This is a genomic window from Myxococcus stipitatus DSM 14675, assembly GCF_000331735.1.
Lineage (GTDB): Bacteria > Myxococcota > Myxococcia > Myxococcales > Myxococcaceae > Myxococcus > Myxococcus stipitatus.
Genome location: NC_020126.1, coordinates 6,057,328 through 6,080,891, shown reverse-complemented (window position 1 = coordinate 6,080,891; position 23,564 = coordinate 6,057,328). Strand labels below are relative to the sequence as shown.

Genomic DNA, 23,564 nt, shown 5'->3' with positions numbered 1-23,564 from the left:
CATCTCCGGCCGCCCGACTCCTCGAGGTGCGCTCCATGGCTCGAAAGACCCTCCACTCGGACGAGGCCCCCAAGGCCATTGGTCCGTATTCGCAGGCCGTCCAGGTGGACTCGGGGAAGATGACCTTCCTCTCCGGCCAGATTCCCCTGGACCCCGTCACCATGGAGATGGTGCAGGGCGACGTCGTCGCCCAGGCGGAGCGGGTGATGCTCAACCTGAAGGCCGTGTTGACGGCGGGCGGCCTGGACTTCAGCCACGTGGTGCGCTGCACCATCTTCCTCACGGACCTGGGTGACTTCGCCAAGGTGAATGAGGTGTACGGCCGCTACTTCCCCGGCGCGCCGCCGGCCCGCGCCACCGTGCAGGTGGCCGCGCTGCCCCGCGGCTCCAAGGTGGAGATCGACGCCATCGCCGTCTCCTGACGCGCGAGCACTCCCCGCGTCAAAGCAAGAGGCCGCCGGACCCGAGTCGGTCCGACGGCCTCTGGTGTTTCAGGGGCCCGAAGGGGCGGGGCGGTTACTTCCGGTCCGCCGCCACCGCGCCGGCCTTCTTCAGCTCCTCGTCGATGACGCGCTTGAACTCCGTCAGGGGCTGCGCGCCCACGACGGTGCGGCCATTGATGAAGAACGTCGGGGTGCCCGAGGCGCCCAGGCGGTTGGCGTCCGCGGCGTCCGCGTCAATCTGCGGACCGAACTTGTTCGAGTCCAGGGCCGCCTTGAACTTGGTGACGTTCAGGCCCAGCTCCTGCGCGTACTTCTCCAGGGACGTGCGGTCCAGGGCGCGCTGGTTGGCGAAGAGCTTGTCGTGCATCTCCCAGAACTTGCCCTGCTCGTGCGCGGCCAGGGCGGCGGCCGCGGCGGGCTTGGCGTTCGGGTGCATGGGCAGCGGCTGGTTGCGGAAGGCAATCTTCACCTTGCCGGCGTACTGCTCCTCGACCTGCTTGAGCGTGGGCACCACGCGGCTGCAGAACGGGCACTCGAAGTCGGAGAAGGCGACGATGGTGACGGGCGCGTTCGCGGGACCCTTCACCGGCGAGTTGCCGACCCCCACCTTCTGGACCGGCGGCTCGGCGGGAGCACCCGCGGGAGGCGCGGCCGGGGCGTTGGCGACGTTCTCCGCGTTCAGCTTCGCGTAGAGCTCCTCGGGCTTGGTGCCCGCGGCCAGCAGCTTGTCGGCCTTGGCGATCTCCTCGTCGATCAGCCGCTTGAAGCTGTCGAAGGGCTGCGCGCCGACCACCTCACGACCGTTGACGAAGAACGTCGGCGTGCCGTTGGCACCCACCGCGGCGCCAGCGGCGGCGTCCGCCTCCACCTTCGCGCGGAACTTGCCGGAGTCCAGGGCCGCCTTGAACTTGGCGACATTCAGGCCCAGCTCCTGCGCGTACTTCTCCAGGGAGGCCCGGTCCAGCGCCTTCTGATTGGCGAAGAGCTTGTCGTGGTACTCCCAGAAGCGGCCCTGCTCCAGCGCGGCCTCGGAGGCCTCGGCGGCGGGCTTCGCGTTCGCGTGGAAGGACAGCGGCTGGTGACGGAACACCACGCGCACGTCCTTGGCGTACTCCTTCTTGATCTGCTGCAGCGTGGGGACCGCGCGGCTGCAGAAGGGGCACTCGAAGTCGGACCACTCGACGATGGTCACCTTCGCGGTGGCCGGGCCGAAGGAGGCCGAGTTCGCGGGGACGTCCACCTTGCGGACGGACGGGGGCGGCTGCTGGGGCGCGGCCTTCGGAGCGGCGCGCTCGGCGCCCTTCTCGATGATCTTCGCGTACACCTGGCCGGCGGGGACGCCGCCCTTCACCAGGGCCTCCGCCTTGGTGAGCTCCTCGTCGATGAGGGCCTTGAAGTTGTCGATGGGCTGCGCGCCGGAGAGGAAGCGGCCGTTGATGAAGAAGGCCGGGGTGCCCGTGGCACCCAGCTGGTTGGAGAGCGCCTGCTCCTTCTGGATGAGGTCGGAGAACTTCGGGTTGGCCAGGTCGGTCTTCCACTTGTCCAGGTCCAGCCCGAGCTCGCGCGCGTACTGCTCCAGCGACACGTCATCCAGCTTCTTCTGGTTGGCGAAGAGCTTGCCGTGCATCTCCCAGTACTTCCCCTGCTCACCGGCCGCGAGGGCCGCGAGGGCCGCGGGCTTGGCGCGCGGGTGGAAGGAGAGCGGGTTCTGCTTCATCACGACGCGCAGCTTCTTGCCGTAGTCCTGCTCCAGCTTCTCCACCGTCGCGTTGGCGCGGCTGCAGAAGGGGCACTCGTAGTCGGAGAACTCGACCAAGGTGACAAGTGCATCGGCGTTGCCCCGGCTGGGGGAACCGTCGATGGGCACCTTGAACACGGTGGGGTCTACCGGACGGCGCGCGTTGTTGGCTTGAGCTGCTTGAGCGGCCGGCTTGGTGTCTGCCTTCGGGGACGCGCCGCTGTAGACGCGGCCGCCAACGAAACCAAGCACGAGGCCGACCAGCAGGGCCACGATGATATTGGGCTTCATGGGTGGGTTCTGCTCCTTCGCCATAGGTCCGACTCCGGCCCCGAGCGTGGATGGGCGAGAAAGTTTGAGAGGGCCGGGGTACTTAACAGAGGGTTTTCAAGACGCGCAAGCCGAGTGGACACGCTCTACATTCGTCAACCAGGCCCCTTGGGAGCCGGGGAACGAGAGAGCGCTCGGAAAAATTCCGCATGCTCGGATCTCCCTGAAGCGAGAGAGTTGGCAGATGGACATCACCGAGCGCGTCGACACATCCGGGGCGTTCTGCCCCATGCCCATCCTGGAGATCGCGAAGGTGATGAGGCGCTTGTCCGCCGGGGCGCTCGTGGAGCTCATCTCCACGGATCGCGGCCTGGAGGCGGACCTCCCCGCCTGGTGTGATGCGACAGGCCACGAGCTCGTCCGCCTGGAGCGCAGAGGGACGAGCTACGTCGGCTTTGTCCGCAAGGTGGGGTGAGTTGAACCCGCGCTGCTAGAGCAACTGGAGAACGCGGTCCTCGAGCCGCCGTCCCTGGCTGACGCCCAGGATGAGGACGCCCGTCTGGAGGAGGTGGGCCACGACTCGGCTGATGACCTCCTCGGGCTTCGCCTGTCCGCCGAAGCGCACCACCAGGACGTGCTCACCTTCCATGCGCGCGTCGGTGACGTCCGGGAGCGCCAGGAGCTCCGGGGGAATCACAGTGCCACGGGCAATTTGCACGCGGAACTCCGCGCCCTGGCTGGTCAGCTCGGACATGGAGCCGGCTTGCGCCAGCAATCCCTTGTCGAGGATGGCCGCGGCGTCGCACAGCTCCTCCAGCTCCTGGAGGTTGTGGCTGGAGACCACGACTGTCTGCTTGCCCTTCATGTCGCGGATGACTTGACGCACCTGCGCGGCGATGCGCGGGTCCAAGCCCGCGGTGGGCTCATCCAGCAGCACCAACGGCGGACGCCCCATCAGGGCCTGCGCCATGGCCGTGCGCTTGGCCATGCCATGGCTGAGCGCCTGCGTCTGCACGTTCCAGGCTTCCATCAGCCCCACCTGCTCCAGCGCCTCGCGGGCCTCCTTCTCGGGGGACTCGAGGCCGGACAGGCGCGCCCAGTACATCAGCAGCGCGCCCACTTCCCAGCTGGCCGGCAGCACCGCGTCCTGAGGCAGCGCGCCCAGCTTCCCCTTGAGGGCGCCGGGCACGGTCGGGTCCACGTCCATGACCTTGAGCGAGCCCTCGGAAGGGTAGAGGTAGCCGCACATCATGGAGAAGGTGGTGGTCTTCCCGGCGCCGTTGGGGCCGATGAGGCCGTACACCGCGCCGCGCGGCACCTGGAAGCTGACGTTGTTGACCGCGACCTTGGGGCCGAAGCGCTTGGTGATGCCGATCAACTCGATGGCCAGGTCGCTCACAAATCCCTCGCGCGCAGAGCACCGTAGGCGCCCAACAAGAAGATGGTCGCGAAGCCCGCGTAGGCCGCGCCGCTGATGCCGAACTGGGTGAGCTGCGGGTGCAGCAGGTCCGACGCGTAGTGGGAAGGCGACAGGTAGCGCAGCCCGCGCAGCGCGCTCTCCTCGCCCACGGCCCGGCCCACCGTGTCCATCAGCCAGAAGACGAAGAGGACGATGAAGTTGAACACCAGGCTCACCGGGGGGCTCCGGAAGAGGCTGGAGCACAGCGTGGTGAGGGCCACGTACGACAGCGAGAAGACGATGGCGGCCAGCCAGAACTTGATGAGGTTCAGGCTCATGGCCGCGAAGCCGAAGTCCGGGTTGGCGATGCGCGCGTAGACGAAGATGGCCAGGTCGATGACCAGCACCAGGCCCACGAGCAGCGACGCCTGCGAGAGGAACTTGCCCAGCAGTACCGACGAGCGCCGCGCGCGCACCGTCAGGTAGCGCATGGAGCGCGGGCCCACTTCGCCGCTGATCTGGTCGAACCCCATCAACGCCACGTAGGCGGGCAGGAAGAAGAGGGTGACCTTGAAGACGAGCAGCACCTCGAGAGGCACTTGCGCGAGCGCCTCGATCATCGCGGTGTCGTTGCTGGAGAGGAAGCCCAGCACGCCCTTGCGCATCTCCTCCGCGACGCGCGCGGGGGCATCCGTGTCCGCGCCCGCGTTCGCCAACTGCTGATTCACCGCGTTGCGAATCTCGCGCGTAATCCAGCCGACGACGAGCAGCACCAGCGCGGAGAACATGCTGTAGAGCCCGAGCAACACCACTGCTCGGCCACTGCGCAGCGCCCGGCGAAGCTCGGCGCTCCAGATGACCAGGGTTTCTTTCAGTCCGTCCAAAGTGCGGGCGAACCTATCGGACTTGCGCGCCCGTCCGCCAAGTTTCTCGGGCGGACGGGAGAATCCGCCTGCCAGGGAAGCGTCGATGGACAGCGCCCCGACAACCGCTAGGATTCCCCGGCCGCATATGACGATTCGCCGCCGCCTCCTGTCCGCCGCCGCGCTGTGCCCCCTCGCCCTGCTCCTGGGCGCCAACGGACCCGCGCCCGAAGAGGCTCCCCCGACGGGGAGCCCCGTGGCGGCGTCGTCCCCCGCGCCCTCCGCCGGGAGTCTCCCACCGGCCACGACCCCCGGTGTGGCTCCTGCCCCCGTGGACGGAGCGAGCGCCACCGCGCCCGAGTCCAGCCCGCCGCCCAGCGACGGCGTGGTGCCTCCTGGAACCGAGCAAGCGGCCCCGGCCGTGGTCACGCTCGAGCCCGGGATGGTGCCTCCCTCGCCGGTGCCCTCGCGGCTGAAGGCTCCGCCCATGGCGAAGCTGCAGTCCATGCCTCGCGGCCTGGACCTGCTGGCCCGCGCGAAGCTCCAGGGCGAGCGGTTGGTGGTGAAGGAGAAGGATGGCCCGGAGCAGGTGCTCACCGTGGACCCGGTGCTCCAGGCGTCGTTGACGAAGATTCTGCGCGACTACGAGGTGCCCTATGGCGCCGCCGTGGTGCTGGAGCCCTCGACGGGGCGGGTGCTGGCGCTGGCGGAGCACTCGGCGGCGCAGCCGGAGCTGCGGGGCTTGCCCTATCGCGCGGTGTTCCCCGCCGCGAGCATCTTCAAGATCGTCACTGGCAGCGCGCTGCTGGAAGCAGGTGTCACGCCGTCCATGGAGGAGTGCTTCCACGGCGGCAAGCGGCGGCTCACCGAGCGGAACCTCGAGGACACCGAGCGCGACGGGGCCTGCTATTCGCTGGCGCTCGCCATGGGCAAGAGCGCCAACGTCATCTTCGCCAAGCTGACGCAGAAGCACCTCACCGCGGACGCCCTGCGGCGCATGGCCGCGCGCTTCCGCTTCAACCGGGAGATTGCCTTCCCCGTGCCCATGGACGTGTCGCTCGCCTCCGTGCCGGAGGAGGGCTTCGACCTGGCCAACACCGGCGCGGGCTTTGGTGACATCTACCTGTCTCCGCTGCATGGCGCGCTCATGGCCTCGGTCGCGGCCAATGACGGGCGGTGGGTGGACCCGGTGCTGGTGGAGCCGCCGCGGGGCAGCCCGCTCCTGCCCGCCGAGGGCGAGCGTGTGCTGGAGCCCGCGGCCGCCCAGGCGCTCACCGACATGCTGGAGGAGACCGTCACCCACGGCACCGCGCGCGCCGTGTTCCGCGAGCGCGCCTTCCGCGTGGACAACGCCGTGGGCAAGACGGGCACCCTGGCGGACCGCAGTCCCTTCCGGGACTACTCGTGGTTCGTGGGCTTCGCGCCTCGCGACAACCCGCGCGTCGCCGTGGCCGCGCTCATCGTCAATGACCCGAAGTGGCGCATCCGGGGCACCTGGCTGGGACGCGAGGCCCTGCGCCTGGGATTGCAGCGAGTGCCCGCGCCGCTCGAGGTCACCGCGCCCGCCGCCACCGCGGGCACACCCTGAGCCGCGCGCTGCGACCTAGCGCGCGGTGAGCTTCACCAGGCCCATGTTCACGAAGCCGTGGAAGAACTTGAGCGCGTCCAGCTCCTGCAACGGCGACACGTGGACGATGGCGGCGACGTCGCGCCGGCCGTCCACTCGCGACAGCAGGTAGCGCTCGGGCGCGGTGAGCTGGAGGCTCTTCAGGTTCGACGGCGCGACCAGCAGCGCCGGCACCTGCGACGCGTCCATCATCTCCCGCCGCAGCTCCGACAGGAGCTTCTCCTGCGCCGTCTTCAAGAGCGCCGCGGACTGGGCCGTGGGGGACATCTCGTGCGCGCGCCGCGCGAGGGCCTCTCCGTCCCGCGTGTTGCCCGCGTCGAGGAAGAGCTGCGCGGCCTGGAGGACTTCGTCGGAGGACGACTCGGAGCCGATGACGCCCGTGTCCTCCTTCTCCTCCTCCACCACGGCGGCGGTGACGGGCACCGGGGCTTCGTCGGACACCTTCACCGCGTCCAGCCGGTAGAGCGCGTAGAGCCGCTGGTAGAGGAAGAAGTCCGTCGCGTGGAGGGCCCGCGCCATGCCGTCGATGCTCAGTCCGTCGTGGATGTGCTGGATGATGCGCTCATCCATGCTCCCCGGCTTGCGCTCCGGCAGCTTGCGCTCGTCCACGGACAGCCGCGTGGCGCCGGAGGGGAACACCGCGCGGATGGCCTCCCACGCCGTCTCCCGGAACTCGCCCTCGCGGTGGATGTCCACCAGGTCCACTTCCACGTCGAGGCCCGCGATGTCGGGCGCCGTGTCGGAGGACTCGAAGGTGAACTCGCCTTCCTGCCAATGGAAGGCATCCAGCAGCATCTCCCGGAACTTGTGGCTCAGCGTCGAGCGCACCATGGCCTCCGGCACCACCCCCGACGTCACCAGCACCTTCCCCAGGAACACGCGCGACTGCGTCTGGGTGGCGAAGGCCTTCTCCAGCTGGGCGGCCGTCAGGTGCCCCATGTTGATGAGGAATTGTCCGAAATACTCCCGGGGCTGGTTGGAGCTGGCGCAGATGACCTGGCCGTCGCGGAGGACCCATTGCTTGCGGACCTCTCCACGCTCCACCCTCAGCGAGCCGGTGGCTCGACGGTTCCCGAGGTAGACGACGAGGTCCTTGAGGGGCATCGTCGAAAAGTCACCAGTCAACCCACGCATCGACCTTCCATCCTGCACGCCATGAGAGTCGAGATCTACTCGAAACCCAAATGCAGTCTTTGCGACAAGGCGGCCGACATCGTCGAGGCCGTCCGCGCTCGCATCCCCTTCGAGCTGCGGCTCATCTCCATCCTGGAGTCCCCGGAGCTGTTCGAGCGGTGGCGTCATGACATCCCGGTGGTCGTCATCAACGATGTGCCCACCTTCACACTTCGCTTCACGGAGGCCGAGCTGGAGGCCCGGTTGCGTGAGGTCCAAGGTGGCATGTCGGTTGCTAAATGCGACGACCAGAGTGGGTAGTCGAGTGCCCTTCTCCTGGAAATCCAGGGGGATGAAGAGGTCAGGGAAGGGCTGAGGACTGTAATTCCGGGCGCGTGCCGGAGGAGCAGTGGAGAAATTTCTGGTGGGGAGGCGGACGTGGTGGGCGTGAGGCGCAAGCGGGTGGGGAAGGCGGGGCAGCCTCCCACCGTGCTGCTTGTCGAGCCACGGGCGGACGACCTGGAACGGACGCGGATGCTTCTGGGGGAGGCGGGCTTCAGGGTGGTTCCCGTGACGCGCTTCGACGCGGCGGTGCCCCTGTTCGAGGTCATCCGTCCCGATGCCGTCCTCCTGGCGGCCCAGGCCCCCGACTACGCGGCCATGCAGGTGGCCCGGAGGTTGAAGCAGCTCAGCCGGGGCTCCGTGCCCCTGCTCTACCTGGTGGATTCGAGCGACGCGGGTGCCTATCAACACTGTCTGGAGAAGGGGCAGTGCGTGGACGTGGCGCCCCGGGCGGGAAGTGGCGCGGAGCTGACGGTGAAGCTGCACGCGCAGCTGCGCTTGAAGGCCGCCGTGCTGCGGGCCGCCTCGGGAGAGGAGGAGGAGACGGCGCTGGCGCTGCATGACCCGGTGACGGGGCTCTACAACCGGCCCTTCCTGCTCGCGCTCCTGGGGCTGGAGGTCCGTCGGTGTGAGCGCTACGGCGGGACCTTCTCCGTGGTGGCGGCGGAAGTGAGTGGTTGGAGTGCGCTGCGCAAGGACGCCGGGCGCGGCATGGCGGAGCGGCTGCTGGTGTACAGCGCGGTGGCGCTGGGCCAGACGGTGCGCGAGGCGGACGCGGTGGCGAGGGTGGGGGAGTCCCAGTTCGCGGTGATGTTGCCGGGGACCCCCGCGGAGGCGGTGCCGGTGATGCTGTCGCGGGTGACGGCGCGCTTCGAGTCGGCGCGCTTCCAGGTGGATGGTCGGGTGGTGCGCACGTCGCTGGCCCTGGGGGCGGTGAGCTTTCCGGACACGGTGGGCACGCCCCACCAGCTCCTGAACGCGGCCCAGCAGGAGATGCGACGCACGCGTGAGTTTCGTCGACTGGCCGGGGCCATGGCCCGGGTCTCGGTTTGAGGATGGGCGGAGGTTCGATGCAGAGGGCGAGCGGAGGCGAGGGGATGGATCGGATCGCGGTGCTGGTGGTGGATGACGAGGAGTCGGTTCGCACCTTCCTGTCCGAGCTGCTGGGAGGCGCGGGGTATCAGGTCCGCTGTGCGTCGAGCGGTGCGCAGGCGCTGGAGATGCTCGCGGGCGGCTCCTTCGACGCGGTGCTGCTCGACGTGGTGATGCCGGAGATGAGCGGCCTGGAGGTGCTCCGGCGCTACCGGGGACAGGGGGGCACCGCGCCCGTGGTGGTGCTCAGCGGCCTGACGGGCGCGGATGACGCCGTGCGGGCCATGAAGATGGGCGCCAGCGACTACCTCTCCAAGCCGCTGGGCAATGACGACCTGCAGGACGCGCTGGCGCGGGCCTTGGGCGCGCGCGCTCCGGAGCGGCAGGCCGTGGTCCAGGGGTTGGGGCCTCGTCCCGTGGTGGACACGGCGGCGGATGCGCGGGTGCTCATCTCCACGTCCCCCGCGATGCGTCGGGCGCGGGCCCTGGTGGAGCGCATCGCGAACGAGAACGTCCCGGTGCTGCTGCTGGGCGAGTCCGGCACGGGCAAGGAGGTCATCGCGCGGGAGATCCACGCACGCAGCCAGCGCCGAGGCCGGCCCTTCATCAAGGTGAACTGCGCGGCGCTGCCCGGTGAGTTGCTGGAGAGCGAGCTGTTCGGCCACGAGCGCGGCGCCTTCACCGGTGCCACCGCGGAGAAGCCCGGCAAGTTCGAGCTGGCGGACGAAGGCACCATCTTCCTGGATGAGATTGGCGAGATGGCCATCCGGCTCCAGGCGAAGCTGCTCCAGGTGCTCCAGGACGAAGAGTTCTTCCGCGTGGGCGGCAAGAAGAGCGTGCGCGTGGACAGCCGCGTGGTGGTGGCCACCAACCGCGACCTGGAGAAGGAGATCGCGCTGGGCAACTTCCGCGAGGACCTCTACTACCGCCTCAACGTGGTGGCCATCCGCCTGCCGCCCCTGCGCGAGCGGCGCGAGGACGTGGTGCCGCTGACCGACCACTTCCTCAAGAAGTACGGCCGCCAGTACATCACCGGCGTCTCCGAGCTCCCGACGGAAGTACTGCAGGCCTTCGCCGACTACGACTGGCCGGGCAATGTGCGCGAGCTGGAGAACATGGTGCGCCGGCTGTGCGTGCTGAAGGACCCGACGCTGGTGCTCGACGAGCTCCACGCGGAAGGGCGAGCCCCGGCGAGCGCGCCGTCCTTGCCCACGGCGTATGGCGGGGATGATGGGGGTTACTCCAGTCCGGGGCGCTCGATGGAGGAGACGGGCCGCGTCCCCTCCGTGCCCTCCGCGCAGGTGCTGGAGATGCCTGCCCGGGCGTCCGGTGCGGTGTCGTCCGTGGGCTCCGTTTCGCCCGCGGCGCATGTCGCGCCTCCGGAGCCGGTGAACTCCGTCATCCCGGCGCCGCGCTACGTCAATCCGTTCGACGTGCCCCAGCCGCCTCCGCCGCCGCCTCCCTCGGGAGAGCTGTCGCTGAAGGACATCGGCAAGCGCGCGGCGATGCTGGCCGAGCGCGAGGCCATCCTCGCGATGCTCCAGCGCACGGCGTGGAACAAGCGGCGCGCGGCGGGCAAGCTGCGCATCAGCTACAAGGCGCTGCTCTACAAAATCAAGGAGTGCGGCATCATCGACCCGCGCGCCAGCGCCGAGCTGTAGGCCACGCGTCGCGGCTTGCCTTCGCCACGCGCTCCCGTTATCGCGGAGGGCATGACAGCCTCTCTGGTCCTCCTGGGTTCCGGGTACACGCTGACGCGGCTCGCGGTGGCGCAAGCGCAGACGGGGCGGGACGTGCTCGCCGCCACGCGGGATGCCTCCCGACGCGAGGAGCTCCAGCGCGCGGGGGCTCGCATCGTGTCGCTCGAGGACGCGCTGCTCCAGACGCGCGACGCGCACGTCGTCGTGTCCATTCCACCCGAGGCCGGGCTCGACGGGGCCATCGCGGAGGCGCTCGCGGTGCGGCCCCCGTCGCGGCTCATCTACCTGTCCTCCACCGGAGTCTACGGCTCCGCGCGAGGCACGGTGGACGAGGACACGCCCGTGGATGTCGCCTGGCCCTCGTCACTGCCGCGCCTGGAGGCGGAGTCCCGCTACCTGCCGCTGGGCGCGATGGTGCTGCGCATCGCCGGCATCTACGGTCCCGGCCGCGGCGCGCACTCCCGCTTGCTGTCGGGGACCCTCCGCGTTCCGGACCACGGCGGTCGCATCTCGCGGGTCCATGTGGATGACCTGTGCGCGGCCATCCTCGCCGCGCTGGAGCAGGGCACTCCGGGGGCGCTCTACTGCGTGGCGGATGACCGCGCGGTGCCGCTCGAGGAGACGGCGGGGTGGCTGGCGCGCCGGTTGGGCCTGTCACCTCCGCCGCGAGTCCCGCTGGAGACGCTGCACGAGTCCCTGCGCGGCGACCGCGCCATCTCCAACGCCCGGCTCAAGCTCCTGGGGTGGACGCCTCGCTATCCCGACTACGTCGCGGGGTTCTCCTCGGTGCTGGAGGCCGAGGGCCGCACGAGCGCCGAGGGTGACATCGTCCTGCGCCCGGTGCTGCCCGAGGAGGCGGAGGCGCTGCATGCCCTGCGGCTGCGCGCGCTCAAGGAGCACCCCGAGGCGTTCGGGACGTCCTTCGTCGAGGAGTCCGCGGTCTCGCTGGACGTGGTGCGCGCGCGGCTGGTGGCCAGCGACACGCAGCGGGTGATGGGCGCCTATGACGGGACGCGCCTGGTGGCCATGGGCGGGGTGCGCGCGGAGCCTCGCATCAAGTGCGCGCACAAGGCCGTCATCTGGGGCATGTACGTGGCCTCGGAGGTCCGCTCGCGCGGCCTGGGGCGGCGGCTGCTCCAGTCGCTCGTGGCGGAGGCCCGCAAGATGCCCGGGGTGGAGCAGCTCATGCTGATTGTCGTCGCCAACAACGCCTCCGCCCACGGGCTGTACCGCTCCATGGGCTTCCAGACCTATGGCGTGGAGCCTCGGGCCCTCAAGATCGACGGGGCCTACGTCGACGAGGAGCTGATGGTGTTCCGGCTCTGAGGCCCGTCGCACGCCCACACCCGCACACCCGGGAACGGGGCACGTGTGGGAGGGGCGCGCGGAAGGGTGACAGATCCAAACAGCCTTGGTGTTCCAGGGAACGGAGGATGCGGTGGTGACCTGGTCCCTGGGGCCGGCAGACCGCGTTGGAGGCTTCGTGAGCATGGCCCTGACCACCCCTGACTGGCTGCTGGAGCGGATTGCCCTGGGCGAGCTGCCCGAGGACACGCTCACCGCCGCCCGCGCCAAGCTGGAGCTGGAGCCGCACGGAAGGTCGCGGCTCGCTCGCTTGGAGGCGGACTCGCGCGAGACGCTCGCTCGGCACCCGCCCGAGGTGGTGGCGGGAGAGGTGGCTCGCCGGCGTCGCACCGCGAGCCTCGTGGCCGACGCGGCGCGGCAGCCGGCGCAGCCGGAGTGGCATGGCCTGTCGCTCAGTGTCCCGGTGGCCGCCTCGCTGGTGTTGCTGCTCCTGTCCGTCCAGCCCGACCTGACCGTGGAGCCGCCGTCCCTGACTCCCGCGCATGTGGAGCTGATGGAGACCGTGGGCATCAAGGGCTCGGCGCGGCTCCTGGTGTACCGCCAGGAGGACGGGACGGTGGAGCTGCTGATGGACCGCGCGCGGGCCCATCGCGGTGACCTGCTCCAGCTCAGCTACCTTTCCGGAGGCCGGCGCCACGGTGTGGTGGTCTCCGTGGATGGCCGGGGCGCGGTGACACTGCACCACCCCACCGCGTTGATGGGCTCCACGTCGCTCACGGGCGGCGACGCGGTGTCGTTGACCCATTCGTATGAGCTCGACGATGCCCCCGGCTTCGAGCGTTTCTTCTTCGTGACGTCGGACTCACCCGTCGATGTCGGAGCTGTGCTACAGGCCGCTCGACTGTTGGCCCGACACCCCTCCGAGGCGAGCATCCGGCCGCTGCCCCTGCCGCGTACGCTGGCCCAGACATCCTTTACGTTGGAGAAAGTGCCGTGATGGCGCGGTCACTCCTGTTCCTGTCCCTGTTCCTCCCCGCCGTGGCCTCGGCGGCACCCTCGGATTCCAACGCTGCTTCCACCCCCGTTCGCCGCCTGGCGCTGCTGGTGGGCGTCAACGACGGAGGCCCCGGCCGCGCGAAGCTGCGCTACGCCGTCACCGATGCGAACTCCTTCGGCCAGGTGCTGGAGGAGCTGGGCGGTGTCCAACCTCAAGACCGGCTGATGATGCTGGAAGGGGACCGCCCGGCCCTGGAGAGCGCGCTGGCCCGCTTCAAGGCCATGGTCGCCGCGGCGAAGTCTCCCGGCGGGCGCACCGAGGCGCTCATCTACTACTCGGGCCACTCCGACGAAGAGGGCCTGCTGCTGCACAAGGACCGCTTCGGCTACCGCGAGCTGCGTCAGGCGCTGGAGCAGCTGCCGGCCGACGTGCGCATCGCCATCCTCGACTCGTGCGCGTCCGGAACGCTGGCGCGGCAGAAGGGCGGCGTGCGGCGCCCGGCCTTCCTCGTGGACGCGTCCACCGCGGTGCGCGGCCATGCCATCCTCACCTCGTCGTCGGAGGACGAGGTGTCCCAGGAGTCCGACCGCATCGGCGGCTCGTTCTTCACGCACAACCTCGTCTCCGGCATGCGCGGCGCGGCCGATGCGACCGGGGATGGCCGCGTCACGCTCCACGAGGCCTACCAGTTCGCCTTCCACGAGACGCTGGCGCGCACCGAGCGCACCCGCGGCGGCGCGCAGCACCCCGCCTATGACATCGAGCTGGCCGGCACCGGCGAGCTGGTGATGACGGACCTGCGGACCACGTCCGCCGTGCTGGTGGTGGGGGAGGGCGTCGAGGGCCGCCTCTTCATCCGCGACCAGCCCGGGCGGCTGGTGGTGGAGCTGAACAAACTGGCGGGCCGCTCCACGGAGCTGGGCCTCCAGCCGGGCCACTACACCGTGATGCGTGAGTCGCGCGGCGCCAGCTCCCAGGCGAAGCTGGTGGTGGACAAGGGCGGGCGCACGGTGCTGGCGGACAGCGCCTTCCTGCCGATGATGGGCGAGTTGACCGCGATGCGCGGGGGCTCGGCGGGGGCGGGAGGCGACAGCCTGGCCATGACGACCCCCGTGGAAGGGACGGGCCGGCATCGCCGCTTCCTCAACCTGGGCCTGCTCCCCAAGATGCAGACCAACAGCCTCTTCGGGGACACGGACGTGGACAACGCCCTGTCCTTCTCGCTCGGCGTGGCGAGCATGGGCCGGCTGGATGGCTTCGCCCTGGCGATGGGCGCGAACTGGAACGCGGACTCCATTCGCGGCGTGCAGACCTCCTTGGGCATCAACGTGGTGCACGGCAACGTGAATGGCGCGCAGTTCACCGTCGGCGGCAACTGGGCCCGGGGCGCGGTGGAGGGCGCCCAGTTCGCGGTGGGCGGCAACTGGGCGGGTGAGCGCGTGGAGGGTATCCAGGCCGCGGTGGGCGCGAACGTGGCGCGCAAGGGCGGGTACCTGGGCCAGTTCGCCGTGGGCGCCAGCGTGTCGAGCATGTCGATGAAGGGCGCGCAGCTCTCCGTCGGCACGAGCTGGGTGGAGGGCGACTTCGAGGGCTACCAGGCCTCGGTGGGCCTCAACATGGTGCGCGGGCACATGAAGGGCATCCAGATGTCCTCCGGCGTGAACTACGTGGCCTCGGCGAATGGCGCGCAGTTCTCCCTCCTCAACATCGGCGGCGACGTCCGCGGCATGCAGCTGGGCATCGTCAACATCGCCGGGAAGATGAACGGCCTCCAGCTGGGGCTCATCAACGTGTCGCAGGAGATGGAGTCGGGCATCCCGGTGGGCCTGCTCAACATCGTGCGCAACGGCCAGTTCCACGTCGAGGCCTACGGCAGCGACTTCAACTACGCGAACGTCTCGCTCAAGGTCGGCAGCCGCTACCTCTACACCGCACTCGTGGTCGGCATGGGCTCCATCCGCACGCGAGGCCCCAGCCACTGGTCCACGGGCGTGGGCATCGGTGGCCACATCCCCCTGACGGAGCGCTTCTTCGTCGACGTGGACGTGGTGAGCAACAACATCCACGACTGGGAGGGGAGCGAAGGCAACCGGCTGCTGCACCAGGCCCGGCTCATGGTGGGCTACCAGGTGGCCAGCCACTTCGCCATCATCGCTGGCCCCACGGCCAACCTCCTCCACGGGTTCGATGGTGATCCCGTGGCGCCGCTGAGCCACCTGGGCACCGCGGGCTCGACCACCAACAAGGAAGCCCTCTGGTGGCCCGGTCTGCAGGTGGGCCTGCGCATCTGACCCGAAGAGGCGGGCCGCCTCGCGTGTGCCGCCCGCCTCGCTTGGACTGTTCCCGGAAGGACCTTGCCGGGACTCGGAGGCTCGGCGGAAAGGCCGGTATCTCCGGGTCGGCGTGAGGTGGCGGAGCGCAGCGGATGGCTCCCATCAGCCGGACACACCGGCGCCGCGTGCGGGTGGCTTTCCAGGCGGTGCTCCCCGGTGAGAGGCTGGACGAACGGCCCTTTTCGTCCTGGCCGGGCAACCCTTGCCCTGGGGGCACGATGTCCAAGTTGCTGTTCGCGGCGTTCAACGAGGGCGCCAAGCTGTCGATGACCGGCGACCACGAGGCCGCGATCTCCTTCTTCGACAAGGTCCTCGCCGTCGACGCGAAGCACTTTCCCGCCCTCATCGCGAAGGGCTCCTCGCTCGCGCAGCTGGGCCGCGCGCAGGACGCCCTGCGCTGTTTCGAGCGAGCCATCGAGGTGGACCCGTCCGCCGCCGACCCCCACCGCGACGCGGCCCTGTGCCAGCTGGAGCTGGGCGAGCCGGAGGCCGCCGCGGAGCTCATGGAGCGCGCCATCCAGCTCAACGGCGACCCGGGCTACCGCGAGGCGTCCGCCATCGAAGTCTATGAGCGAGGCAACGCGCTGCTCACGCGCGGCCCGCGCCGGCCGGACAAGGCCCGCTATCGTCAAGCACGACACACTTTCGAGCTGGCCCTGGAACTGGCGCCCGCATACGTCGAAGCGGCCAAGGCCCTGGCCGACGTCTGGGAGCACCTGGGGGACACCGCCCAGAGGGACCAGTACACGAAACTGGCCTCCCGGCTGCGTCCCAAGGGCGTCTGAGCAGGCAGCCCGCTGGAGGCTTGGGCCGCTCCTCGTCGCCGCTTCGGCCCAGTCCGTGGCCATTCGCGCGGTCCATGCGGACGCAATCCAGGGACCTCGTTGTTACACTCCGCGCGGCGATTCCGCGCTAGCACATTAATCCGACAAGACAGACCTGTCTGGAGAACCCCGAAGATGATTGTCATGCTCGAACCGGACTCTCCTGAGTCCGTCGTATCCGCCGTCCTTCAAGTCGCGTCGCAGTACAAGGGCGTGACGCCGCGTCCCCACGTCATCGAGGGCTCGGAGTACACCGTCACGGAGATCTACCTGCTGGGCTCCACGGCCCAGGTGCCGACGGAGGCCTTCGAGCAGATTCCGGGCGTGCGTCAGGTGGTCCGCGTCTCGCAGAAGTACCGCGTCATCGGCCGGCACAAGGGCCAGCGGACGTCGACGGGCTTCGAGTACAACGGCATCACCTTCGACGAGCGCACGGTGCAGGTGTTCGCCGGCCTGTGCGCGGTGGACACGAAGGAGAACGTGGAGTCGATGATGGCGGCGCTGGAGCGCTGCGACATCCGCACCACGCGCATGGGCGCGTACAAGCCGCGCACCAACCCCTACGAGTTCCAGGGCCTGGGCGCCGCGTGCCTTCCGTGGGTGTTCGAGTCTGCGGGCCGGCACGGCATCAAGGTCGTCGCCATGGAGGTGACGCACCCTCGGCACATCGACGAGATTCGCGACGCGCTGGAGCGCTCCGGCAACGCCACCGGCGTGATGCTCCAGGTGGGCACGCGCAACGCGCAGAACTTCGAGCTGCTCAAGTCCATTGGCCAGCAGCGCGTCTTCCCCGTGCTCTTCAAGCGCGGCATGGGCATCACGCTGGAGGAGTCGCTCAACGCCTGCGAGTACATCGCGAGCGAGGGCAACCCGAAGATCGTCTTCTGCCTCCGCGGCGTGAAGTCGCACCTGGGCGACCCGCACCGCAACATGGTGGACTTCGCGCACGTGCCGGTGGTCCGCCGCCTCACGCGCATGCCGGTGTGCGTGGACCCGTCGCATGCCATCGGTCGGCCGGATGCTCCGCCGGATGGCCTGCCGGACATCTTCCACTCCATCGGCCAGGGCCTCATCGCGGGCGCGTCCATGGTGCTGGTGGACTTCCACCCGAACCCGGAAGCGGCGCTGTGTGACGGCCCGCAGGCGCTGCGGCTGGAGCAGCTCGCCGCGCTCCAGCGCTACACGCAGATTGTCCGGGACGCGTACGTGGCCGTCGTGAAGAACGGCGACGGAAGCCAGTCCACCCCGGCGTAGCCGACGTCAGGCCACGCCGTAGCTGCCGAGGACCCGCAGGGTGATGCAGGCTGCTTGAGCGGCCTCCACCGCCTCGCGCACCCGCGGGTCCTCCAGCGCGCCGTCCACGTCCAGGCACCACACGTACTCCCACGCGCGGCGCTGCGGACGGGACTCCAGCCGGGACACCTCCAGCCCGCGTCCGGAGAACGCCCCCAGCACGCGGTACAGCGCGCCGGACTCGTTCTGCACCGTGAAGGCGAGCGCCGTCTTGCGCCGCTTCCACTCGTGCGGCGGCGTGAGGCCCAGCGCGATGAAGCGCGTGTAGTTGTCCGGCGAGTCCTCCACGCCTTCCTCCAGCACCGTCAGGCCGTACAGCTCCGCGGAGGCGCGGCTGGCGATGGCGCCGGTGCGCGGCGGAGCCTCCTCGGCGACCTTGCGCGCGGCGATGGCGGTGTTGGCCTCTGGAATGGGCTGGATGCCGCGTCGCCTGAGGTAGCCGGCGCACTGGGCCAGGGCCTGGGGATGCGAGAGCACCCGCTCGACGTCCGCGAGCGCGAGGCCGGGCGGCGCGACGAGGCAGTGGCGGATGCGCAGCGACACCTCGCCGGTGATGGGCACGTCGTGCTCCAGCAGCAGGTCCACGTTCTCCGCCACCGGGCCGCCCAGCGAGCTCTCCACCGGGACGACGCCGCCGTCCACGCGGCCTTCGGCCACGGCCTCGAACACGGCGCGGAAGGTGGGGCAGGGGACGGCTTCGACGTGCGGCCCGTGGAGCGCGCGCAGCGCCTCTTCTCCATAGGCGCCTCGCTCTCCCTGGAAGGCGATGCGACGCGGAGACGACTCAGCCATGGCTCCCCTCGGCTCGGGCATAGGTGCCGAGCACTCGCAGGAAGGAGGTCAGCGGACGGATGTCCTCGAGCGCGGCCGTCAGCGGCGCGGAGGCCGCATGGCCCTCCACGTCCACGTAGAAGCGGTACTGCCACGGGCTGCCCGGAATCGGCCGCGACTCCAGCTTGCTCAGGTTGACGCCGCGCAAGGTGAGCCGCTGGAGCATCTCCCCCAGCGTGCCGGGCTTGTGCTCCAGCACCATGAGCAGCGACGTCTTGCACGGGGCCTCGGGCGACAGCGGCGTGGCCTCCCGCCCCACCTCGACGAAGCGCGTGTAGTCGGACTCGGGCTGGAGCTCGCGCGCGAGCACCTCCAGGCCGAAGCGCTGCGCGGCAATCTCGCTGGCGATGGCGGCGACCGTCGGGTCATTGCGCTCACGCACCTTCTGCGCCGCGCCGCCCGTGTCCACGTCCGGCACCGCCCGCGCCCACGGCAGCTTGTCGCGAAGGAAGGCCTCGCACTGGGCCAGGGCCTGCGGATGGGAGAGCACCTCGCGCAGTCCCTCCAGCTTCGCGCCCGGCAGGCCCAGGAGCCGGTGGTCCACCTGGCTCACCAGCTCCGCGGTGATGACCACGCCGCCTTCGGCCAGCAGGTCGTACGTCTCGTTCATGCTGCCCGCGGTGGTGTTCTCGATGGGCAGCAGCGCCAGGTCCTGCTCGCCGCGGCGCAGCGCCTCCACCACCTCGCGCGAGTGGTCGAACCCGGTGAGCAGCACGCCCCCGGAGCGGCCCGCGTAGAGGCGGCGCGCGGCCAGGTGGCTGTAGGAGCCCTCGACGCCCGGATAGCCCACGCGCAACGGCGTGGTGTCCTGCCTCGTGACGAGCGCTTGCTGCCGCGCCACGGACATGTCGATGACCAGCCGCCAGATGCGCTCCACCTCGTGCGGGTCCAGCTTGTGCTCGGCGGCGCGCGTGCGGATGCGCCGCAGGAGCAGGTCCTCTCGTCGCTGGTCCCGGAGGGGCGCGGCGTTGGCCAGCTTGGAGCGGGCCACGTCGTCGGCCAGGTCCATGCGGCGGCGGAGGGCGTCGAGAATCTCCTCGTCGATGGCCTCGATGGCGTCGCGCAGCGCGCCCAGGTCCAGCGGGGAGCTCATCGCACGGACTCCTTCAGCTCTCGCGACATGAGGTGGTGGGGACCGATTCCAGGCAGCTCGAACACGTCGCCGTGCTGGATGAAGCCCAGCGAGCGGTAGAAGCCCGACGCCGTCGCGCGCGCGTTGCACCACAACTGCGTGCCGCGATGCTCCATCGCGTGGTCCATGCACGCCTTCAGCAAGGCCGCGCCCAGGCCCTGTCCCTGTCGCCCCTGCTCCACGGCCATGCCGCGCAGGCGCCAGGAGGTGATGGCCTTCAATGCGTAGGGAGGCGGCTCCCGGTACAGTGACGCCACACCGAGCAGGCGGCCATCCGAGTACAGGCCCAGATGGAGAGTGTCCTGGTCATCATCTCCTGGATAGACGACGGCCTCGGGAGGCTGGTGGGGGCGCAGGACGGCCCGGCGCAGCCCGCGCGTCTCGGCGGCTGGAATCCGGCGGATGTCTGGAGTGCTCACGGCGCGAGTATGCCGTTTTAGGCGCTGGTGCGTCCTCATTCCGTGAAGGCAGACGGGGAGGTCGTTTCACCGTGAAGGGTACCGCCATCCTAGAGGAGCCCGGAAGTCCAGCCCGCGCGATGGACGCGCTGGCTTTCGACGCCCTCCTCGAGACGGAGCAGGCCGCGCTGTCGCGGCTGGCGAGGCGGCTGGTGTGGGACGGCGAGGAGGCCCGGGACCTGGTGCAGGCGTCCCTGGCTGATGCCTACGAGAAGCGGCATTTGTTGCGGGACGCGAAGGCGGGGCCGGCGTGGCTGAGGCGCATCCTGGTCTCTCGCGCGATGGGACACCTGCGGCGGCGGCGCGTGTGGGGCGTGATTCGTGAATCACTGAACGGGGGCTCCCCGTTGGAGCCGTCACCCGAGGAGCGCTTCGAGGGAGTGGAGCGGTGGCGGGCGTTGGGGCGCGCGGTGCGAGCGCTGCCCGCGAAGCAGGCCACCGCCTTCACCCTGCGCTACCTGGAGGGACTGGACCTGGATTCCATCGCGGAGAGCATGGGCATCGGCCGCGGCACCGTGCGCATCCACCTGTACCGCGCGCTGAAGAAGCTCAAGGCCGAGCAGGCCCTCGAAGGAGAGACATCATGAGATGCCACGAGGTGGCCATGGCCCTGCTGGAGGAGTCGCCGCAGTGGCCGGCGCCGGTGCGGGCTCACCTGGACGGGTGCGAGGACTGTCGGTTGCTGGCCTCCGCCCACGCCACCGCCGCCGCGCTGCGTCCACCCCCGACGCCGCCGCTTCCTCGCGTCTCTCGCGAGGCGGTGCTCGGCGAGGTGCGTCGCCGCAAGGTGCGCCGCCGCATCGCAGTGGGGGCCGTGGCCTCGATGTGTGTCGGATTCCTGACGTGGATGGCGCGCCCCGGGGAGCCAGTGCCGGAGGCCCCCTCGTCACACGAGGTGTTCGCGGAGCAGGTGCCCGAGGACACGCGTCCGCTGTCGCCTCATGAGCAGAGCCTTCAAGGTGAGCAGCCCCGGGAGTTCCTCGACGAGGACCCTCGGGGCTCGCTGGCGGTGCTGGTCGCGGAGGTGCGTGGCTACTCGCGCCGCGAGCTGGTCTACGGCGACGACACCTACAGGCCTTTCGGGACGCTGGCCGCCTGGCTGCGTCCCCCGGATTCCCGCGCGCTGGAAACGCCGCCGTTCCGAACGGCGGTCATGCCTCTCATCCATTCACAGGAGTTGATGCCATGAAGAAGTCCATTGTCTCGCTGGGGGCGGCGTTGCTCGCGCCGCTCCTGTGGACCTCGCCCGCCTCCGCGCAGGGAGAGTCCGAGGGGGTCGTCATCCACCGCCTGCCCGCGCTCGCCACCACGGTGCAGCTGGACGGGCCCGGAGGGCCGGATGTCCTTCCTCCGCTCGGGCCGCTGCCCGCCGCCTCGTACGGGATTCCTCCCCACGTCGCGGAGAAGCTAGGCATCCAGCGCGAGCTGGTGAAGCAGATTCAAGACGCCACCTTCGATGCCAATGACGCCCTCATCCCGCTGGAGGCGGACCTGAAGCGGGCGCAGCTCCAGCTGGAGCGGCTGATTCGCGCGGACGCGAGCGAGGAGAGCGCCATCTTCCGTCAGCTGGAGGAGGTGGGCCGCGCGGAGACGGCGGTCCGCCGCAACCGGCTGGGCTTGATGGTCCGCATCAAGAAGATGCTGGGCCCCGACCTCTGGCAGAAGCTGGAGGCGGAGATGGGCGTGATGCGCATCCACAAGGGGGTGCGGATTCTCAGGGGTCCCCCCGCGATGGGGGAGCCGGCGAGCCCCGCGCCGCGCAAGCCGTAGCGTTCCGGACAGACGCGGGCCCATTCCCGCTCCCCCTCCAAGGTCACCGGAGTGGGCCCGCGTATCCTGACGCCATGGCCAACCCACCGGACGCCGAGCGTCAGCTCGAGGAGGACGCCGCCCAGCTCCAGCGGCTGGGGTACGCGCAGCAGCTCCTGCGCGGCATGGGCGGCTTCTCCAACTTCGCGGTCTCCTTCTCCATCATCTCCATCCTCACCGGCGCCGTGACGCTGTACGGCCATGGCCTGCGCTTCGGGGGGCCGCTGGTGATGGGGGTGGGCTGGCCGCTGGTGGCGGTGATGACGCTGGCCGTGGCGGCGAGCCTCGCGCAGCTCGCGTCCTCGTTCCCCACCGCGGGCGCGCTCTACCACTGGGCGGCGATGCTGGGCGGGCCCCGGGTGGGCTTCTTCACCGCGTGGCTGAACACGCTGGGGCAGTTCGCCATCACCGCGGGCATCGACTACGGGCTGGCGGAGTTCCTCGCGGACATGCTCGTGGGCTCGCGCGAGCGCTCCACCGTGTTGCCCATCTACACGGCCATCCTCCTGTCCCACGCGGTGCTCAACCACGTGGGCGTGCGCGTGGTCGCCTGGCTCAATGACTTCTCGGCCTGGTACCACGTCGTGGGCGTGGCGGTGCTCATCGGCGCGCTCGCGGCCTTCGCGCCCAAGCAGGACGCGGCCTTCCTGCTGACGCGCTTCAGCTCCGAGACGCCGCTGTATGCCTATGGCTTCCTCATCGGCCTGCTCCAGGCGCAGTGGACCTTCACGGGCTACGACGCCAGCGCGCATGTCTCCGAGGAGACCCGAGACCCCACGCGCAACGCCCCGTGGGGCATCTTCCTGTCCGTGGCCGTCAGCGCGGTGGTGGGCTACCTCTTGCTCGGCGCGGTGACGCTGGCCATCCAGGACCTGCCCGCCACCGCCGCCGCCGCCAATCCCTTCCTGTATGTCCTCACGCACTCGCTGGGCCCGGCCCTGGGGGGCGCGCTGGTCTGGGTGGCCATCGGCGCCATGTGGTTCTGTGGCCTGTCGTCGGTGACGTCCAACTCGCGCATGTTGTTCGCCTTCGCGCGCGACAACGGGCTGCCCGCCTCCCACTGGCTGGCGCGCGTGTCGCCGCGCTTCAAGAGTCCCTCCGTGGCGGTCTGGGTGTCGGTGGCCGCGGCGCTGGTGGTGGCGCTGTGGAGCCAGGCCTACGCGGCCATGGTGGCGCTGAGCACGCTGGCCCTCTATGCGTCATATGCCCTGCCCATCTGGGTGGGCTTCCGCACGCGGCGCGCCGGGACGTGGTCTCACCGAGGGCCGTGGGACCTGGGCCGCGCGTCGTCGCTCGTCAACGGGGTGGCGCTGGTCTGGTGCGCGGTGGTGATGGTGCTCTTCGTGCTGCCGCCCAACCAGCTCGCCGGCTACACGTTCGCCGGCGCGCTGGTGCTGCTGGGGCTCTACTGGGGCCTGGTCCAGCGGCACACCTTCACGGGGCCGCGCGTGACGCTGCTCCGGCCCCCGGAGCCTCCGGCTACTTCGGCAGCGACGTCTTCCCCATCTTCAGGATGAGCTTGAAGTGCTCGGCCGTGACGGGCGCGACGCTGAGGCGGCTGCGGGTGATGAGGGGGAACTCCTTCAAGGCCGTGGTGGCCTTGACGGTGGAGAGCTCCACCGGGGCCTTGACGGGGATGACGGGGGCGACCTTCACCGACGCCCAGTCCTCGCCGGGCGCGGTGGAGTCCTCCGTCGCCAGGGTGAGGACCTTGGCCACGCCGACCACGGCCTTGCCCTCGTTGGAGTGGTAGAAGAGACAGAGGTCGCCAGGCTTCATCGCCCGCAGGTTGTTGCGCGCCTCGAAGCTGCGGATGCCCGTCCACTCCGTCTTCTGGTCCTTCTCGAGCTGCGCGTACGCGTAGACCGAGGGCTCGCTCTTGATGAGCCAGTACTGGGGGGTCGCCATGGCCGCGCACCATAGAGCAGGGCGCGGCGGGTGGAGATGAAATGCGCCGCGGGCATGGCGGACGGCGCGCAGAGTCGTTACCAAGCG

The 23,564-nt window shown here is 70.0% G+C and carries 23 protein-coding genes; 15 read left to right on the top strand and 8 right to left on the bottom strand.

Translation table 11 applies throughout. The features are described 5' to 3' along the window. The first annotated feature begins 26 nt into the window (after nucleotides 1-26). Nucleotides 27-422 (top strand): RidA family protein, encoded by a 396-nt coding sequence (locus MYSTI_RS23510; protein ID WP_201768924.1) that lies wholly within the window; start codon nucleotides 27-29, stop codon nucleotides 420-422. Nucleotides 423-516: 94 nt separating this feature from the next. On the opposite strand, the gene MYSTI_RS23505 is transcribed toward MYSTI_RS23510, so the two are convergent. After that, entirely contained in the window at nucleotides 517-2,472 is a 1,956-nt protein-coding gene (locus MYSTI_RS23505) for a DsbA family protein (RefSeq protein WP_044900569.1), read from the bottom strand. A gap of 223 nt (nucleotides 2,473-2,695) precedes the next feature. Here MYSTI_RS23505 and MYSTI_RS23500 point away from each other — a divergent pair, with 223 nt between their 5' ends. Continuing rightward, nucleotides 2,696-2,926, top strand: a complete 231-nt coding sequence (locus MYSTI_RS23500) for a sulfurtransferase TusA family protein (RefSeq protein ID WP_015350287.1) — start codon at nucleotides 2,696-2,698, stop codon at nucleotides 2,924-2,926. Between the two features lie 15 nt (nucleotides 2,927-2,941). Here the strand turns inward: MYSTI_RS23500 and MYSTI_RS23495 are convergent, their stop codons facing one another. Together MYSTI_RS23495 and MYSTI_RS23490 are read right to left on the bottom strand one after the other, a co-directional pair. Further along, nucleotides 2,942-3,850, bottom strand: a complete 909-nt coding sequence (locus MYSTI_RS23495; protein ID WP_015350286.1) for an ABC transporter ATP-binding protein — start codon at nucleotides 3,848-3,850, stop codon at nucleotides 2,942-2,944. Continuing rightward, a complete protein-coding gene (locus tag MYSTI_RS23490; protein WP_015350285.1) occupies nucleotides 3,847-4,734 on the bottom strand; it encodes an ABC transporter permease in 888 nt (295 codons plus the stop codon). Before MYSTI_RS23490 ends, MYSTI_RS23495 begins: the two co-directional genes overlap by 4 nt. Before the next feature lie 127 nt (nucleotides 4,735-4,861). Between MYSTI_RS23490 and MYSTI_RS23485 the strand changes: the two genes are divergently transcribed. Next, the gene (locus MYSTI_RS23485; protein WP_201768923.1) at nucleotides 4,862-6,301 is read left to right on the top strand and encodes a penicillin-binding transpeptidase domain-containing protein; all 1,440 of its coding nucleotides are present in this window, start codon (nucleotides 4,862-4,864) and stop codon (nucleotides 6,299-6,301) included. A 15-nt stretch (nucleotides 6,302-6,316) separates the two neighbouring features. Here MYSTI_RS23485 and MYSTI_RS23480 read toward each other — a convergent pair whose 3' ends face one another. Continuing rightward, the gene (locus MYSTI_RS23480; RefSeq protein ID WP_015350283.1) at nucleotides 6,317-7,474 is read right to left on the bottom strand and encodes a DUF4388 domain-containing protein; all 1,158 of its coding nucleotides are present in this window, start codon (nucleotides 7,472-7,474) and stop codon (nucleotides 6,317-6,319) included. Between the two features lie 21 nt (nucleotides 7,475-7,495). Here MYSTI_RS23480 and MYSTI_RS23475 point away from each other — a divergent pair, with 21 nt between their 5' ends. From MYSTI_RS23475 to MYSTI_RS23440, 8 genes are all read left to right on the top strand, one after another. Beyond that, nucleotides 7,496-7,774: a glutaredoxin family protein gene (locus MYSTI_RS23475; RefSeq protein WP_015350282.1), complete on the top strand. Its 279-nt coding sequence runs from the start codon at nucleotides 7,496-7,498 to the stop codon at nucleotides 7,772-7,774. A 120-nt stretch (nucleotides 7,775-7,894) separates the two neighbouring features. Beyond that, on the top strand, nucleotides 7,895-8,848 hold the full coding sequence (locus MYSTI_RS23470) for a GGDEF domain-containing protein (protein ID WP_015350281.1): 954 nt from the start codon (nucleotides 7,895-7,897) through the stop codon (nucleotides 8,846-8,848). Nucleotides 8,849-8,892: 44 nt separating this feature from the next. Further along, entirely contained in the window at nucleotides 8,893-10,548 is a 1,656-nt protein-coding gene (locus MYSTI_RS23465; RefSeq protein ID WP_044900568.1) for a sigma-54-dependent transcriptional regulator, read from the top strand. A gap of 51 nt (nucleotides 10,549-10,599) precedes the next feature. Beyond that, nucleotides 10,600-11,913 carry a GNAT family N-acetyltransferase gene (locus MYSTI_RS23460; RefSeq protein WP_015350279.1) on the top strand — a complete coding sequence of 438 codons (1,314 nt, stop codon included), beginning with the start codon at nucleotides 10,600-10,602 and terminating at the stop codon, nucleotides 11,911-11,913. 163 nt (nucleotides 11,914-12,076) lie between these two features. After that, nucleotides 12,077-12,889 (top strand): hypothetical protein, encoded by an 813-nt coding sequence (locus tag MYSTI_RS23455; RefSeq protein ID WP_044900567.1) that lies wholly within the window; start codon nucleotides 12,077-12,079, stop codon nucleotides 12,887-12,889. Beyond that, the gene (locus MYSTI_RS23450) at nucleotides 12,889-15,180 is read left to right on the top strand and encodes a caspase family protein (protein WP_015350277.1); all 2,292 of its coding nucleotides are present in this window, start codon (nucleotides 12,889-12,891) and stop codon (nucleotides 15,178-15,180) included. Before MYSTI_RS23455 ends, MYSTI_RS23450 begins: the two co-directional genes overlap by 1 nt. Before the next feature lie 260 nt (nucleotides 15,181-15,440). Next, nucleotides 15,441-16,007, top strand: a complete 567-nt coding sequence (locus MYSTI_RS23445) for a tetratricopeptide repeat protein (protein WP_015350276.1) — start codon at nucleotides 15,441-15,443, stop codon at nucleotides 16,005-16,007. 174 nt (nucleotides 16,008-16,181) lie between these two features. Further along, entirely contained in the window at nucleotides 16,182-17,300 is a 1,119-nt protein-coding gene (locus MYSTI_RS23440) for a phospho-2-dehydro-3-deoxyheptonate aldolase (RefSeq protein WP_015350275.1), read from the top strand. A gap of 6 nt (nucleotides 17,301-17,306) precedes the next feature. On the opposite strand, the gene pheA is transcribed toward MYSTI_RS23440, so the two are convergent. From pheA to MYSTI_RS23425, 3 genes are read right to left on the bottom strand one after another with little or no spacing between them, the layout of a single operon-like run. After that, nucleotides 17,307-18,131 carry a prephenate dehydratase gene (gene pheA, locus MYSTI_RS23435; protein WP_015350274.1) on the bottom strand — a complete coding sequence of 275 codons (825 nt, stop codon included), beginning with the start codon at nucleotides 18,129-18,131 and terminating at the stop codon, nucleotides 17,307-17,309. Then, nucleotides 18,124-19,263, bottom strand: a complete 1,140-nt coding sequence (locus MYSTI_RS23430; RefSeq protein ID WP_015350273.1) for a bifunctional chorismate mutase/prephenate dehydratase — start codon at nucleotides 19,261-19,263, stop codon at nucleotides 18,124-18,126. The genes pheA and MYSTI_RS23430 overlap by 8 nt, the downstream gene beginning before the upstream one ends. Beyond that, on the bottom strand, nucleotides 19,260-19,721 hold the full coding sequence (locus MYSTI_RS23425) for a GNAT family N-acetyltransferase (RefSeq protein WP_052351048.1): 462 nt from the start codon (nucleotides 19,719-19,721) through the stop codon (nucleotides 19,260-19,262). The genes MYSTI_RS23430 and MYSTI_RS23425 overlap by 4 nt, the downstream gene beginning before the upstream one ends. Before the next feature lie 119 nt (nucleotides 19,722-19,840). Here MYSTI_RS23425 and MYSTI_RS23420 point away from each other — a divergent pair, with 119 nt between their 5' ends. The 4 genes from MYSTI_RS23420 to MYSTI_RS23405 all read left to right on the top strand — a co-directional run bounded on the left by MYSTI_RS23420 (nucleotide 19,841) and on the right by MYSTI_RS23405 (nucleotide 23,086). Beyond that, the gene (locus MYSTI_RS23420; protein WP_044281278.1) at nucleotides 19,841-20,347 is read left to right on the top strand and encodes an RNA polymerase sigma factor; all 507 of its coding nucleotides are present in this window, start codon (nucleotides 19,841-19,843) and stop codon (nucleotides 20,345-20,347) included. Continuing rightward, nucleotides 20,344-20,949: a hypothetical protein gene (locus MYSTI_RS23415; protein WP_015350270.1), complete on the top strand. Its 606-nt coding sequence runs from the start codon at nucleotides 20,344-20,346 to the stop codon at nucleotides 20,947-20,949. The genes MYSTI_RS23420 and MYSTI_RS23415 overlap by 4 nt, the downstream gene beginning before the upstream one ends. Continuing rightward, nucleotides 20,946-21,530 (top strand): hypothetical protein, encoded by a 585-nt coding sequence (locus MYSTI_RS23410; RefSeq protein WP_015350269.1) that lies wholly within the window; start codon nucleotides 20,946-20,948, stop codon nucleotides 21,528-21,530. Before MYSTI_RS23415 ends, MYSTI_RS23410 begins: the two co-directional genes overlap by 4 nt. Nucleotides 21,531-21,604: 74 nt before the next feature. Continuing rightward, complete coding sequence (locus MYSTI_RS23405) at nucleotides 21,605-23,086, top strand: amino acid permease (RefSeq protein ID WP_015350268.1); 1,482 nt, start codon at nucleotides 21,605-21,607, stop codon at nucleotides 23,084-23,086. On the opposite strand, the gene MYSTI_RS23400 is transcribed toward MYSTI_RS23405, so the two are convergent. Continuing rightward, nucleotides 23,049-23,477, bottom strand: coding sequence for an EVE domain-containing protein (locus MYSTI_RS23400; RefSeq protein ID WP_015350267.1), 429 nt, complete (start codon nucleotides 23,475-23,477; stop codon nucleotides 23,049-23,051). The two genes, MYSTI_RS23405 and MYSTI_RS23400, sit on opposite strands and share 38 nt — an antisense overlap. Nucleotides 23,478-23,564 lie beyond the last annotated feature (87 nt).

Coding starts and splice junctions, on each gene's coding strand:
- MYSTI_RS23410 (WP_015350269.1), top strand. CDS start 20,946: ATGAAGAAGTCCATTGTCTCGCTGGGGGCGGCGTTGCTCGCGCCGCTC.
- MYSTI_RS23485 (WP_201768923.1), top strand. CDS start 4,862: ATGACGATTCGCCGCCGCCTCCTGTCCGCCGCCGCGCTGTGCCCCCTC.
- MYSTI_RS23505 (WP_044900569.1), bottom strand. CDS start 2,472: ATGAAGCCCAATATCATCGTGGCCCTGCTGGTCGGCCTCGTGCTTGGT.
- MYSTI_RS23420 (WP_044281278.1), top strand. CDS start 19,841: ATGGACGCGCTGGCTTTCGACGCCCTCCTCGAGACGGAGCAGGCCGCG.
- MYSTI_RS23500 (WP_015350287.1), top strand. CDS start 2,696: ATGGACATCACCGAGCGCGTCGACACATCCGGGGCGTTCTGCCCCATG.
- MYSTI_RS23400 (WP_015350267.1), bottom strand. CDS start 23,477: ATGGCGACCCCCCAGTACTGGCTCATCAAGAGCGAGCCCTCGGTCTAC.
- MYSTI_RS23430 (WP_015350273.1), bottom strand. CDS start 19,263: ATGAGCTCCCCGCTGGACCTGGGCGCGCTGCGCGACGCCATCGAGGCC.
- MYSTI_RS23450 (WP_015350277.1), top strand. CDS start 12,889: ATGGCGCGGTCACTCCTGTTCCTGTCCCTGTTCCTCCCCGCCGTGGCC.
- pheA (WP_015350274.1), bottom strand. CDS start 18,131: ATGGCTGAGTCGTCTCCGCGTCGCATCGCCTTCCAGGGAGAGCGAGGC.
- MYSTI_RS23415 (WP_015350270.1), top strand. CDS start 20,344: ATGAGATGCCACGAGGTGGCCATGGCCCTGCTGGAGGAGTCGCCGCAG.
- MYSTI_RS23405 (WP_015350268.1), top strand. CDS start 21,605: ATGGCCAACCCACCGGACGCCGAGCGTCAGCTCGAGGAGGACGCCGCC.
- MYSTI_RS23480 (WP_015350283.1), bottom strand. CDS start 7,474: ATGCGTGGGTTGACTGGTGACTTTTCGACGATGCCCCTCAAGGACCTC.
- MYSTI_RS23460 (WP_015350279.1), top strand. CDS start 10,600: ATGACAGCCTCTCTGGTCCTCCTGGGTTCCGGGTACACGCTGACGCGG.
- MYSTI_RS23445 (WP_015350276.1), top strand. CDS start 15,441: ATGTCCAAGTTGCTGTTCGCGGCGTTCAACGAGGGCGCCAAGCTGTCG.
- MYSTI_RS23475 (WP_015350282.1), top strand. CDS start 7,496: ATGAGAGTCGAGATCTACTCGAAACCCAAATGCAGTCTTTGCGACAAG.
- MYSTI_RS23440 (WP_015350275.1), top strand. CDS start 16,182: ATGATTGTCATGCTCGAACCGGACTCTCCTGAGTCCGTCGTATCCGCC.
- MYSTI_RS23455 (WP_044900567.1), top strand. CDS start 12,077: ATGGCCCTGACCACCCCTGACTGGCTGCTGGAGCGGATTGCCCTGGGC.
- MYSTI_RS23465 (WP_044900568.1), top strand. CDS start 8,893: ATGGATCGGATCGCGGTGCTGGTGGTGGATGACGAGGAGTCGGTTCGC.